This is a genomic window from Methylobacterium sp. OAE515 (genome assembly GCF_041806315.1).
Taxonomy (GTDB): domain Bacteria; phylum Pseudomonadota; class Alphaproteobacteria; order Rhizobiales; family Beijerinckiaceae; genus Methylobacterium; species Methylobacterium tardum.
Genome location: NZ_JBGMUV010000001.1, coordinates 5,837,994 through 5,850,346, shown reverse-complemented (window position 1 = coordinate 5,850,346; position 12,353 = coordinate 5,837,994). Strand labels below are relative to the sequence as shown.

The 12,353-nt window shown below is 65.5% G+C and carries 13 protein-coding genes; 4 read left to right on the top strand and 9 right to left on the bottom strand.

The genetic code is table 11. From position 1 onward, the window contains the following. Positions 1–367 precede the first annotated feature (367 nt). Positions 368–850, top strand: coding sequence for a DUF1203 domain-containing protein (locus tag ABIE45_RS28580; RefSeq protein ID WP_373622768.1), 483 nt, complete (start codon positions 368–370; stop codon positions 848–850). Positions 851–1,240: 390 nt separating this feature from the next. On the opposite strand, the gene ABIE45_RS28575 is transcribed toward ABIE45_RS28580, so the two are convergent. From ABIE45_RS28575 to ABIE45_RS28560, 4 genes are all read right to left on the bottom strand, one after another. Next, positions 1,241–1,441, bottom strand: a complete 201-nt coding sequence (locus ABIE45_RS28575) for a hypothetical protein (RefSeq protein ID WP_192710886.1) — start codon at positions 1,439–1,441, stop codon at positions 1,241–1,243. 24 nt (positions 1,442–1,465) lie between these two features. Beyond that, positions 1,466–1,612, bottom strand: coding sequence for a hypothetical protein (locus ABIE45_RS28570; RefSeq protein ID WP_192710887.1), 147 nt, complete (start codon positions 1,610–1,612; stop codon positions 1,466–1,468). A gap of 88 nt (positions 1,613–1,700) precedes the next feature. Beyond that, positions 1,701–2,000: a hypothetical protein gene (locus ABIE45_RS28565; RefSeq protein ID WP_192710888.1), complete on the bottom strand. Its 300-nt coding sequence runs from the start codon at positions 1,998–2,000 to the stop codon at positions 1,701–1,703. 178 nt (positions 2,001–2,178) lie between these two features. Then, positions 2,179–3,813, bottom strand: coding sequence for a porin (locus ABIE45_RS28560; RefSeq protein ID WP_192710889.1), 1,635 nt, complete (start codon positions 3,811–3,813; stop codon positions 2,179–2,181). A 589-nt stretch (positions 3,814–4,402) separates the two neighbouring features. On the opposite strand from ABIE45_RS28560, the gene ABIE45_RS28555 reads away from it, so the two are divergent. Both ABIE45_RS28555 and ABIE45_RS28550 read left to right on the top strand, forming a co-directional pair. After that, a complete protein-coding gene (locus tag ABIE45_RS28555; protein ID WP_192709462.1) occupies positions 4,403–4,747 on the top strand; it encodes a low affinity iron permease family protein in 345 nt (114 codons plus the stop codon). An 80-nt stretch (positions 4,748–4,827) separates the two neighbouring features. Then, a complete protein-coding gene (locus ABIE45_RS28550) occupies positions 4,828–5,097 on the top strand; it encodes a hypothetical protein (protein ID WP_192710890.1) in 270 nt (89 codons plus the stop codon). A 135-nt stretch (positions 5,098–5,232) separates the two neighbouring features. Here the strand turns inward: ABIE45_RS28550 and ABIE45_RS28545 are convergent, their stop codons facing one another. Continuing rightward, on the bottom strand, positions 5,233–5,751 hold the full coding sequence (locus tag ABIE45_RS28545; RefSeq protein ID WP_192710891.1) for a DUF2314 domain-containing protein: 519 nt from the start codon (positions 5,749–5,751) through the stop codon (positions 5,233–5,235). Between the two features lie 480 nt (positions 5,752–6,231). Between ABIE45_RS28545 and ABIE45_RS28540 the strand changes: the two genes are divergently transcribed. Next, positions 6,232–6,939 carry a tyrosine-type recombinase/integrase gene (locus ABIE45_RS28540; RefSeq protein WP_373622766.1) on the top strand — a complete coding sequence of 236 codons (708 nt, stop codon included), beginning with the start codon at positions 6,232–6,234 and terminating at the stop codon, positions 6,937–6,939. A gap of 55 nt (positions 6,940–6,994) precedes the next feature. On the opposite strand, the gene ABIE45_RS28535 is transcribed toward ABIE45_RS28540, so the two are convergent. The 4 genes from ABIE45_RS28535 to ABIE45_RS28520 form a co-directional block, all read right to left on the bottom strand. Continuing rightward, the gene (locus ABIE45_RS28535; protein ID WP_192710892.1) at positions 6,995–8,047 is read right to left on the bottom strand and encodes an alpha/beta hydrolase; all 1,053 of its coding nucleotides are present in this window, start codon (positions 8,045–8,047) and stop codon (positions 6,995–6,997) included. Positions 8,048–8,066: 19 nt separating this feature from the next. Then, positions 8,067–8,963 carry an alpha/beta fold hydrolase gene (locus ABIE45_RS28530; RefSeq protein WP_373622764.1) on the bottom strand — a complete coding sequence of 299 codons (897 nt, stop codon included), beginning with the start codon at positions 8,961–8,963 and terminating at the stop codon, positions 8,067–8,069. Between the two features lie 325 nt (positions 8,964–9,288). Then, entirely contained in the window at positions 9,289–10,695 is a 1,407-nt protein-coding gene (locus tag ABIE45_RS28525) for an MFS transporter (RefSeq protein ID WP_192710893.1), read from the bottom strand. Positions 10,696–10,777: 82 nt separating this feature from the next. Further along, the gene (locus ABIE45_RS28520) at positions 10,778–12,301 is read right to left on the bottom strand and encodes an aldehyde dehydrogenase (RefSeq protein WP_192710894.1); all 1,524 of its coding nucleotides are present in this window, start codon (positions 12,299–12,301) and stop codon (positions 10,778–10,780) included. Positions 12,302–12,353: the final 52 nt, after the last annotated feature.

Below are 12,353 nucleotides of genomic sequence, written 5' to 3'. Positions count from 1 at the left end.
ACTTCGAGCGTACCGCCCCGGGCCGCATCATCACCGCGACACGGCTGCATCCACATCCGCGTGTACTGGATTGCGCGGGTGCGACGCCGGATGCAGGAGCTGCCTCAAAGGACATGCTGGAAGTTGTGCAACGATGCATCGACGCCACAGCGCACCCCGGCTGCCGGATACGCACCTACGTCTGAGCCGGGTGGATTTCTGCCGGTCCATTTCTGAGTGGAATCGCATGCAAGCGGACGTTGGCGCTTCGCTCGCTTCCGATACGTAGCGGCCATTAAGAGCGCGAATGGTTGCTGCGATTGGATAGCAAGAAGCGGGATGCGACACACCACGCCGAGCTTTATAGACGCGGTCCGGAGGTGCGCACATGACTACGTTTCGATGTGTTGCGATTGCGACAGAGACGGCCGATCGCTTTCGAAGCAGTGGAACAGATGACCGAGGCAATCGAGTTCGTAGGGTCGTCGCATCAGCCAGTGACGGGTTTCCATGCAGGCATTGCCTACAAATCGCTCGTCCCGGAGAGACTATGCTGCTTGGATCCTACAATTTACCTCAACCGCTTGGCATTTATTGGGCACCCAGCCCGATTTTTCTTCATGAGACAGATTGCTCCCGTCACGAGGCGATCAACGAAGTTGCCCCCATCGTGCAAGCGAACCCACTTGTTTCAGTAAGAGCGTATGATGCAGACCATCAATGCCTCTACGATCTGGGACACGTTTGTCCAGGTGACGATGTCGGCGATCCTCTCCAACGTGCTCTTACTGACCTGCGCACTAGTTTCGTAAACATCCATACAGCGCGACCCGGGTGCTTATTGTCGCTTGTGGAACGCGTGTGCGATTGAGGGGTGTGTTTTGAGATTGCCAAAGCGAGGCGATGACCGCTTCCGGGAAGAGCCGATAACTGTGGGTACGGCTGACATGGCTCGGAAGCGGAAGCTTGGTCGCGCCGTCAAGCGTCAGTTCTCTGGCCTTGGCCTGCTGAAGCCGGAGCTGGAGCCGCGACGGCGAAGCGCCATCGCGAGGCCTGCGCTCCTGTTAGCAGTGCCGGAACGGATCTGAAGCGATCTGCGAACTTAAGGCGGATCTGAGCGACGCGTCACGCCGCTGTCGCATACGGGATGGTAGCGCCGCCATCTACGGCGAACCTCCCAGACCCTATGCCGTCACTCAACCCGCCCGGCCTAGCCGCGGCGGGCTTTTGGTTGCCCTGAGCACCTGTGGGTCAGCGTCAATTACCAGTTCACTTGTCCGATGCGCAGCCGCTCGATCATGGCCTGCGCCTGAATGCGTGCCTTGGCCTCGGTTGAGAGCGGGCTGTCGGAGCGCTGGACCAGTTTTCCGTGCTTGCGGATCGCCCAGTGGTAGCCGCCAGCCTCGCGCTGCGACGGGACGAGTTCGAACGTGAAAGGCTGAGGCTGCTGGGCTTCGCTCATCCGACAGATCCAACTTGGTGGAGGTCACGCTTGGAGGACGTGCAGCATCCCGCCGATCATCCCAAGCGCTTCGATGCCGAACAGCCCCACGACGATGTACAACCGCATCCAACTCTCGTCGGCCGTCCACGAGGACTGAACGTCTTCAGGATCATCAAACCAATCTGTCACGGGGTCACGTCGGGGCCGGCATGAGGGGGAGACTGCGCCCCCTATGTCTCCGGCACGACACTGGAATGACCTTGGCCGTTTTGCCTACTCAGTGAACATGCCGTTGGCTTCGCTGCGCGTCCTTGCGCCTGTCCTTCTTCCGGCGTTTCGTCGGGATCGGCTCGGCCTCTTCAGCGGTCCGCTCGTTTAGTGCGAAGTCGTGCAGCCGCTGCGCCCGCTCGACATCGCCATCAACGGCGCTCGTGAGCGCGTAGAATGCGGCTCGCACGATGTCCTTCTTGGATGCCTTCGGGTGCTTCTCGCGGACCGCGGCGATCAGCTCCTTGCGCTTGATCCCCGGCCCGGCAAGACCCTGCAACGTGGCGGCCAGTTGCTCAATCAAGACCATAAATCTTCCTTCTGCTGGCGGGTGCTAGGTCCGCCAACAAAGGCCGAGTTTTTCGGTTCCAAGGGCGCGCAGGCCGGCACAAAAAAGCCCGGCCTTTCGGCCGGGCTAGTGAGGTCCCGTTGCACGGGGACATCAAGACCAGGTAGCTTTGGAGAACAACCGGTCTCGATCTGGGAAACTAGAAGTCGCGCTGGACGCGGAAGCGGACCTGCGAGACCGAGTCCTGCGTCGCGGTCCGGACCGCGAAGGTGCCGTTGTTGATGCCGGCGACGTTGGCGTAGGCGGTCGGGCTCTTGTCCAGGTCGATCGCGCGGCCATTCTTCAGGCCGATCTGCGTGTAGAAGCCCTCCACACCGATATCGAGGTCCTTGACCGGCGACCAGATGATGCTGGCACCCGCCACGAACTGGTAGGTGTCGCGCAAGGCCTGGCTGAGCTGGTAGAACCGGGTGCCGGGCGTGCCGACGGCGTTGGAGCCGAACGGGTTGCTGCCGCTGATGCCGCTCACGAGGTTGTAGATCGCGCCCTGAGCCGCACGCGCGCTCTGCGAGAAGCTCTGCTCGCCGTAGGAGCCGAAGAAGGCCGAGCGCCACTCCGGTGTCCAGTAGTGCAGGTATGAGGCGACAGCGGTGAAGCTGGTCGATGTCTCTAGCTGGCCAGTGAACGGGTTGATCGTCGCGTCCGAGAAGTACTGAGCGAACTTCTGGCCCTGGATCGTGGTCGTGCTCTGCGTGTACGAGCCGGTGTACTGAGAGTAGCCGGTGTAGAGCTGAGCGCCGTCGCCATAGGCGCCCTGCAGGTAGAGGGCGTCGCCCGGGGCGATGAACGGGGTGTTGATCTTCAGGCCGCCCTGAACCGCCCAACCTTGGACGTTGCTGGTGTGAGCCGGAACGACGGTCGGGCCTGTGCCGGTGCTGGCGGCGGTGGACAGGTTGCCGACGTTCAGCTCGTGGGTGGCGGCCGAGATCTGGGCCGAACCCCAGGCCTGGTCGAGGCGCACGACGCCGACGAAGTCGGGCATGCGCGACTTCTCGATGCTGTCCACCAGTCCATAGCGGCCCGGCCCAACGAAGATCGGGGTCGGCTGGGCGGTCACGCCGAAGTTGGATACGCTGCCCGAGCTGACCATGGCCGAAACGCCGAACGGCGAGAAGATCGGGGTACGGCGGAAGACCGGATCTTCGATCGAGATCGTGGCGGTCAGGCCGTTGCCGATCGTGGCCGTGTAGGCGAGCAGGTTGGTCGAGAACACGTCCGAGCCCGCGGTGGCACCGGCGATCTCGAAGTCGTGGGCGTAGAAGTCGAAGAACGAGGAGGCGCGACCGGCGGTGAGGCCGGCGAACTGGATGAACGCCTTGTCGACGTTCACGTACTGCGAGTCGCGGCCGAAGCTGTCGGTACCGATACCGGCATAGGCCTGGCCGATGCGCTGCTGGGTGCCGGACTGGCCGACGCCGGAGTAGCCGGTGCGGGCACCAGCGTCCAAGCGGACGAAGGCGCGGAGCGTGCCGTAGGCGGTCTGGGTGCGGGCATCGAGGTTGATGCGCATCCGGCCCTGGTAGCCCGACGTGTCGCCGACGTTCGGACCATACTGGCGCGAGTAGCTGGTCTGGTAGCCGCCCTCGAACCGGGCGCGGCCCGAGACGCGCAGGCAGGTATCGGTGCCAGGAATATAGAAGAAGCCGGCGCCGTAGGCGGTGCAGACGCGGACGTACTCGATCGGAACCGCCTTCTTGACCGGCAGGTCGGCGGCGTGCGCGGCACCCACGGCCGCGAACGCGGACGCGAGTAGAGAACTCTTCAAGAACCTCATCGATAACCCCAAAGCTTCGAGACCATACGATGCGGCAGCGCCCGATTGTCCGGATCTCGCCGCTTTGTCTTTGTTTCTGCCCGCATCTAGCGGCGAGCTTATGCGCCAACGGCTTGCGGCGCCGGCTGAAGGCTATTGCGTCTGAGCCCGCCCAATAAGCAATCGGAATATTTCCGTTCGATACACGTCATTATATGACGTTGCCGGAAGGCAACAAACACAGACAATGTATTTCTATTTGTTTCTATGAGTTGAGCTGGCTAAAAGCCTAAAAAGCTCCCCACGAGAACGTGAGGCATCATGTAACAGGCGTTCGTGCGGACAGCTTGGCGACGCATCTACAGAGCGGCAGGCAAACGGGGTCGCAGATCGCTACTCCCTTGCGCAATGGTCGTGTCGAAGGGGGTAACGGTGGTTATGCCCTTGCGGCTCTGGCGGGGAGCGGAAGGGTCCGTAAATTCAGGGTCTGCTGTTACCTGAGGTGGTCGAGGGCTGCGGCGAGGCAGACGTCTCCGAGCACGAGCGGTGCAGTTCGCAATTCGTCGCCAGGGCGGTATCGCTCAAGCGGCATGGCAAAGCTTGGTGCCCGATGCTCGACAGACCCATCGTTTCCCTCGCCGTGTGGCTCTCGAAGCCGATCGGCTTCCTGGCGACCTGCTTCACCGTTGCCGCGGGCCTGGGATCGGGAGCGCTTCTCAGCTTCAACGATCACTGGGCACTGGTCTTCAACCTGTTCCTATCCATCGCTGCCATGCTCCTGGCGGGTGTCATCCTGGTGGCCGGGGCACGGGACACCGCGGCCATCCAAATCAAGCTCGATGAACTCATCCGTGCTGTGGCCGACACGGACGAGCGCCTGATCGGGATCGAGGACCGGAGCGCCGAGGAACTGGAGCTTCTCAGGCAGGACAAGGCGCCCTTACCGCCTGCCTAATGAAAGGTGAGAGGCGGCCGTGATCGCATCGTCGTACTTCATGGCTTAAGGGGTGGCGGCCAGATTGCCGGAGACTAACGATGACCAAAGATAAAAAGAGCGCGTTTCCCGGCTCCATGCTGGAGCACAAGGACGCCGCGAAAGCTGAGGCTGAGAAGGTCGGCGCCAAAATCGACGAGGCGTTCGGGAAACTCGCCAAGAAGATGCGCGAGCGCGCTGATAAGGCCAAGGCGAAGATGGAAGGGGCGCGGAAGTCAGAAAAGCGTGCTGTCCTGCTGCGACGCTTCGAGTTGTACGCGGATGCGGCGTCCCATCTAGAGGAACGTCTTCCTCAACGCGACAACGAGTAGGCCAAGTCTAACGCTTGGCGCCGTCCGTAATGAGTGGAGTTCTGCCGGTCCGCTTCGCGCTGGCAAAAGCGTCAGCGCCGAGGCTGCGGTCCTGCCCGCCCAGGCTTCTCAGCAGAAGCTGTGCGTCGGCCGTCGTTAGACATCACAGTCCATGCCGAGCTTACGGATCAGAGCGGTCCGCGCTTGCACGTTTGGGTCTTTGTTGAGGAGCGCGCAGGACGTGAAGCCGCCTTTCAGCCGGCCATCATGCATGTACATCCAATCGACGATGTCGCTGCGCGTGAAACGGACGTCCTGACCTTCACGCACCGTCCGGACCGAGCGCGGCACGTTGTTGATCGCGCCCCTGAATTGGTCTCCGTCTCTCACGAAGTTGTTGACCCAGAACCACTCAACCATGTTTCCATCCCGTACTGGGATTTTCACCGCAAAAGCGCGTGAGTTGGGCGGCCGGTTCTCGTTGACGGCGAGGAAGCCACTTAGGGTTTCGCGGCCGCGCTGGTAGGCAGCAAGCATTGCTGGATCGTCCTTAACGACCTGCACAACTTCATCCCGTCTTGCCTTCGCTTCGACTGGATTGGTCACGCCACCGTGCGTGAAGGTCTTTCCGATCGCGCCCGCGGCCATCATGCCGCCGCCGATGAGAACGCACATCAGTAGACGCATCGCATGCCCCGGGCAGAACTTGGGTACAATGCGCGATGTGCACTAACGAGGCCTCAACGGCTTCGAACAGCCTCCAGAATTGGTGAATTAGTCGCGACCAGAATGCCTAATAGTGGCATCTAGAGACCTAGTCTGCGGTGGTGCCAGCGCGGCAATGGCTTGAGCACGATCGTGCAATCATCGACCCAACGCAGATCGCTGACGATGTCCCAGCTTCCGGTGCCGGTCGCGCAGGCGGCCGACGTCGCGCACGAGCTCGTCGTCCACACGCCCGCTTTCGAGGCGGCCGTCGAGAGCGCAAAGCTCCTGGAGGATTGACGAGCGGCCGCTCTCGGGGAAAACCGACGGCACTCTGGGCGGCTGGGTTGGGTCGCCAGCGGAACGTCTGCATATGCCTACCCTCATCTCAGGAGCATCGGTTCGGGCGTCCTCTCGCCTCGTCGGCATGGGCCGGCGAGGAGACAGACCATGGGACACTCCGCATACGATCCGGCCACGAAAGGGCGACCGGCCTGGAACGCTGGCCGTAAGCTCGGGGCCAAACGAGCCCTCAAACCTCAGCAAGTCTGGGCCATCCGGTTCTGGCTCGACGGCGAACGGCGGGTGCGCGACCGCGCGATGTTTGACCTCGCCATCGACAGCAAACTGCGCGGCTGCGACATCGTCAAGCTCAAGATCGGCGACTTGGTCAGTGGTGGTCGCGTTCGTAGCAGGGCCATCGTCATCCAGCGCAAAACCCGCCGACCGGTGCAGTTCGAGTTGCTCGAACCTGCCCGTACCAGCATCCTGGCATGGTTGCAGGCCAGGGGTGGAACGCTCGACGATTATGCCTTCCCGAGCATGCTTGACGGCGTCACGCATATCAGCACCCGGCAGTATGCGCGTCTGGTCGACGAGTGGGTGGCGGGCATCGGGCTGCGAAGCGAGGACTACGGAACCCATTCCCTCCGTCGCACGAAGGCGTCGTTGATCTACAAGCGGACCGGCAACCTGCGGGCGGTTCAGATCCTGCTCGGCCATACCAAGATCGAGAGCACGGTCAGGTACCTCGGTGTAGACGTCGAGGATGCTCTGGCGCTTGCCGAGGAACCGAGATTTGAGCGTTCGGCCCCTCGGCTTCAGTGTCGAGGGGCTTCGAAACCAGCCCGGCTGCAGTGCGCCCAACCCGGCCATTGAGCCGCTTGTTGAACCGTCTCGTAAGCGGACGCTGCCAGTTGCACCTGGCTTGGCCCTAATGAGCGAGATGCGTGTCGAAGAAATGCGCGATCTCCTCGAACACCGCCCTGGTTTCCGGCGCGGTGTCGTCCCTTATGTATTGAGCGTGAGATTGGCCTTCCCCGACTTGGAGGAAGGCTTCCACGCCGGCCTCGCGCAGCTTGCGATGCACACGCACCGTGTTCGAGAGCAGCAGGTCTCGCGTGCCGGTGGTGAGGATGGTGGGCGGGAAACCCGTGAAGTCACCGTAGACGGGCGAGAGCATCGAATCCTTGAGGTCGTGACCGTCCGCGTAGACCTTGGCACCGTCGTCGCAGAAGCCGTCCGGCGAGACCAGCACGTTGTCGAGCATGGCGTTGGTCACAAAGCTGTCGCCGACCTTGGTGGTATCCGACATCGGCGTGCCAGGCGCGATGGCGGCCGGCAAGGGCAGACCCTCCTGTTTCGCCCGCAGCACCATGGCCAGGGTCAGCGCGCCGCCGGCAGAAGTGCCGAAGATCGCGGTCTTGCGCGGATCTGTTGTTCGCGTCACGGCCTTCCAGATTGTCATGGCGTCGTCGTGGGCGGCCGGATAGACGGCCTCCGGCGGCATGCGGTAGTCGACCGAGATCACCTTGAAGTGGCCGAATCCGGCCATGAACAGCGCCTCTGGCAGCCCGGCCTCGCCAGGATTTAGCACGTAGCAGCCGCCGTGAACGTGGACGAGGACCCGGTCGCGGTTCTCCGGCGGGACGACGTCCGGGGTCACGATGAAGGCCCGCACGCCGTCGATGGTCGTGCGCTCGACCTTCACGTGCAGGCGCTCGATCATGCCGGGCACGAGTTTCCTGAGCGCCTCCGCGCCGGCCTCGGCGACGGGCTTCCAGGCCGCGCCGTCCTTCGGGTGGATGTCCCAGTTCGTCCGCAGCGGCAGGCCGATGATCTTGCCCATCTGCGGGCTGACGTCGGTGGGCACCGGCACCGACTTGGCCGGCACGTGCAGCGGGGCGCCCTGCTGCTGCGCTGCGGCGGGGCCGGCGGCGAGCGCCGCCAGAGCCGCGCCGATCGCGATCGCCGTCTGTCCGATCATTGCCTGACCCCTCACTGTCTCAACGGCCGCGCGGCGCAGCCGCGTCCAGGAAATCCCGGACGGCCCGATTCATGAAATCCACGTCCGCGGCCTTGGTCGCCGTGGCCGTCGTATGGCCCTGCACGGACGGCACGGCGACGACGCTCGCCTGCGGGATGTAGGCACCGGCCTCGCGCGCCTCCTCGACCGGATTGTAGAGGTCGAGGTTGCCGCCGGTGAGGATCAGCGTTCGGGCTTTGATCGCGGCGAGCGCCTTCCGGACATCGCCGCCGAAACCGGGGGTCTGGCCGATGTCGTGGCGGTCGTAGGCCCAGGTCTGGGCGATCCAGTCGTTGGCGTCGAAGCCGGCCTTGAGCACCGCCTCCTCTTGCGCGCGCATCCAGGGCAGGATGTCGAGGGGCTGCGGGGCGATCCCGCGCAGGGCCTCCGGCGTCCGGGCAGCCAGCGCCTGCAGGATGTCGGCGCGCAGCCGCCAGCCCTGCTCGGGCTGCCTTTCGTAGGCACCGTCCTTGAACGCAGGATCGAGCATCAGCGCTTTGCGGGTGCCCTCGTTGACGGCGATCGACCACGGCGCGGTGCGCGCCATCGGGGTCAGCGCCACCAGGGCGTCCATAAAGCCGGGATGGCTCACGCCCCATTGCAGCGCCTGCATGCCGCCCATGGAGGCGCCCGCTACGGCCACGAGGTGGGTGATCCCGAGCCGGTCCAGGAGGCGCTTCTGGCTCTCGACCATGTCGCGGATGGTGAAGTGCGGGAAAGCAGTGCCGTGTTGGCCGACGCTGTTGCTCGGGCTCGTGGTCAGCCCGTTGCCGATCGCATCGGTGGCGACGACGAAGTACCGGTCCGTGTCGAGGGCCTTGCCGGGGCCGATGAGGAAGTCGATCCGATGATGGTTGCCGCCGATCGCGGTGGTCATCAGGATCGCGTTCGACTTGTCGGCGTTCAGCGTCCCGTGGGTGACGTAGGAGATCGCGAAGTCCCGGATCGTCTCGCCCGTTTCCAGCGGCAGGTCGCCGAGCGGCTCCAGGCGGTGCGGCGGCGCGTTCGGACCGTGCGCGGCGGATGGCGACAGGCCGGCGGCCAGCAGGGCGGCGGCCAGGGCTCATCTCAGGGGCCTGCGGTGTGGTGCGCGCATCCGCGTCTCGCCTTCGAAGGTGTTGATGCTTCCCGCAGGCCGAAATCCGCCGCCATTCCGGAGCGCCGGGTGCGGCTCCGGGATGGCACGGGGACGTGATGTGCGCTCAGGCGATCGGGCGTGGCACCGCGCTGCGTGCCCCGGAGGCCGCGCCGGCCTCGGTCGGCGTGGGGCCGGGCTCGAGGCTCTCCAGGCTCTGACGGCGCGGCTCGACGCCGGAGACGGCGACCGCCACGATCTGCAGGGCCAGAAGCCCGATCATCAGGCCCGTCACGCCCGCGATGCCATAGGCCTCGAAGAGGCTCACGACCAGGAACGGCGTCACAATCGTCGCCCCGCGCCCGACCGTGTTGCACAGGCCGGAGGCCCGCAGCCGCACCTCGGTGGGGAACAGCTCGGGAATGTAGATCCCGAACAAGAGCGCCACCAGCACGTAGATCGGCACGGTCAACCCGAAGCCGACGAGCGGCAGCAGGACCGGATCCTGGGTCATCGGGTAGAGAATCCCGAACAAGATGGCGGCCGCCGAGGCGCCGATGATCGTCGGCTTGCGGCCCCAGCGGTCGGCGGTCAGCGCGCCGATGGCGCTCCCCACCGGCGCCCCGAGGCCCATCAACAGCGCGTAGCCGAAGGAGGTCGCCACCGAGAGGCCCTGCCGGATGAAGAAGGTCGGCAGCCATGTTACGAAGCCGTAGAGCAGCGTGTTAATCACCACGAGGCACAGGCAGCCCAGCAGCAGCCGCGACAGCAGCGGCGGCCGGAACAGGGCGGCGAGCCCGAGCTGCGGCACGGGCGCCATCGCGGCGGCGGCCGGCAGGGGCGCGCCTCGGCTCGCCTCGGCCTCGATCGTACGCATCAGCGCCTCGGCCTCGGCGTGCCGCCCCACCGCCTCAAGCCAGCGCGGCGATTCCGGCAGGCTCTTGCGGGCGTACCAGACGGCCAAAGCCCCGACGCCGCCCAGCGCGAACATCGCCCGCCAGCCGAAAGCCGGGATCACGAGGTATCCGACCAGGGACGCCGCCGGCAGGCCGGTGACCACGAACACCGCCATCAGGCCGAGGAAGCGCCCGCGCGCCCGCGCCGGCACGAACTCGGTCATGGTCGAGTAACCGACCACGTTCTCGGCCCCCAGGCCGACGCCCATGATGAAGCGCAGGATGATCAGGACCGTCATGTTCGGCGCGAAGGCCGCGCCGATGGCGGCGAGTCCGAAAACCAGCAGGTTGGCCTGATAGGTGAAGCGCCGTCCGTAGCGGTCCCCGAAGAAGCCCGTGAGGAACGAGCCCGCCATCATCCCCACGAAGGTCGCCGAGACGAACCACGCGTTCTGCGGCAGGGTCGAGAAGCCGCTCTTCAGGGTCGAGCCCAGCACGGTCGCGGCGATGTAGATGTCGAAGCCGTCGAAGAACATGCCGACCCCGATCAGCCACATGATGCGGCGATGGAATGGGCCGATCGGCAGGCGGTCGAGGCGGCCTCCGGCGTTGACCGCCGGGTTCACGGACGCGGGCATGGGCGTTTCCTTCCGGGGGAGGGGAGCCGGCGCGGAAGGGGTCCGTCTGGCGCGGACCTCGCATCCTCCCGCGCCGTCATCGTCAGTTCAGGCGGCGCTGGCCAGCCGTGTCGCGGTACCAGTCGAAGGGCCCGTCGCCGGTGGCGACCATCACGCTCTTCACGTCGAAATGGTCGTTGAAGCTCTCGATGCCGCATTCGCGGCCGAGCCCGCTGTCCCCCACCCCGCCCCAGGGCGAGGCCGGGTCGAGGCGGTGGTGGTCGTTGATCCAGACGATGCCGGCCTTGACCGCGTGCGCCACCCGGTGGGCGCGGGCGACGTCGCGGGTGCGCACGGCCGCGGCGAGGCCGAAGGGCGAGTCGTTGGCGAGCCGGAGCGCGTCGGCCTCGTCCTCGAAACGCGTGACGCTGGTGAAGGGCCCGAACACCTCCTCTTGGAAGATGCGCATGTCGGCACGCACGTCGGCGAAGACTGTGGGCTCGACGAAGTAGCCGCCCTCGAAGCCCGGCACCTGCGCGGCCCGCCCGCCCGCCACTGCGCGGGCGCCCTCGTCGCGGCCGTAGCCGGCATAGGCCAGGACCCGCTCGCGCTGGCGCTCGGAGATCACCGGACCGAGCTGGGTCGCGACGTCGAAGGGGTCGCCCAGGCGGATCGAGGCGGTCTTGGCGGCGAGCCGCTCCACGAACTCGTCGTAGATTGAGGCCTGGACGAGGTGGCGGCTGCCGCACACGCAGGTCTGGCCGGCGCCGATGAAGGCGCCGAAGGCCGCGTAGTTCACTGCCCGCTCGATGTCGAAATCCTCGAACACCATCACGGGCGTCTTGCCGCCGAGTTCCATGGTCTGGTGGGCGAAGACCTTGGCGGCGGCCGATCCCGCGATCCGGCCGGCCTCGGTGCCGCCGGTGAGCACGAGCTTGTTGATGTCGCGGTGCTCGGCGAGGGCTTTGCCGGTCGAGGCGCCCAGCCCGAGCACGATGTTGAACACCCCCGGCGGCAAGCCGGCCTCGGTGAAGATCTGCGCGAGCTTGAGCGTCGTGAGCGGCGTGTACTCGGACGGCTTGACCACCGTGGTGCAGCCGGTGGCCAGCACGACGGCCAGGGACTTGCACAGGATCATCAGCGGGTGGTTGAACGGTGTGCAATTGGCCACCACCCCGATCGGGGTGCGGCGGGTGTAGTTGAGGTAGTTGCCCTCCACCGGGATTACGTCGTCGCGGCGCGCCAGCGCCACGCCCGCGAAGTAGCGGAAGAAGTCCGGCAGCCGCGAGAGTTGCGCCCGCGTCTCGTTGACCGGCCGGCCGTTGTTGGTGGTCTCCAGCCGGTAGAGCGTGTCGAGGTTGGCCTCGAACGCATCGGCCAGGCGATTGACCAGCAGGGCGCGCGCCCGGAGATCCATGCCACCCCATTCCTTGCCCTCGAAGGCGGACCGGGCCGCGCGCATGGCCCTGTCGACATCTGCGGGACCTGAATTGGGAATCCGGGCGATCACCGCGCCGGTCGCGGGATTGCGCACGTCGATCAGCGTGCCGTCGCCGGCCTCGACCTCGCGGCCGTCGATGAAGTTGCCCCGTGTCTCGATCGAGGGTGCCGGCGCGTGCAGGGTCATGGCGTCTCTCCCGTATCGTTTCGAACCGCGTCCTGGGCTTCGCGCCTGAGGC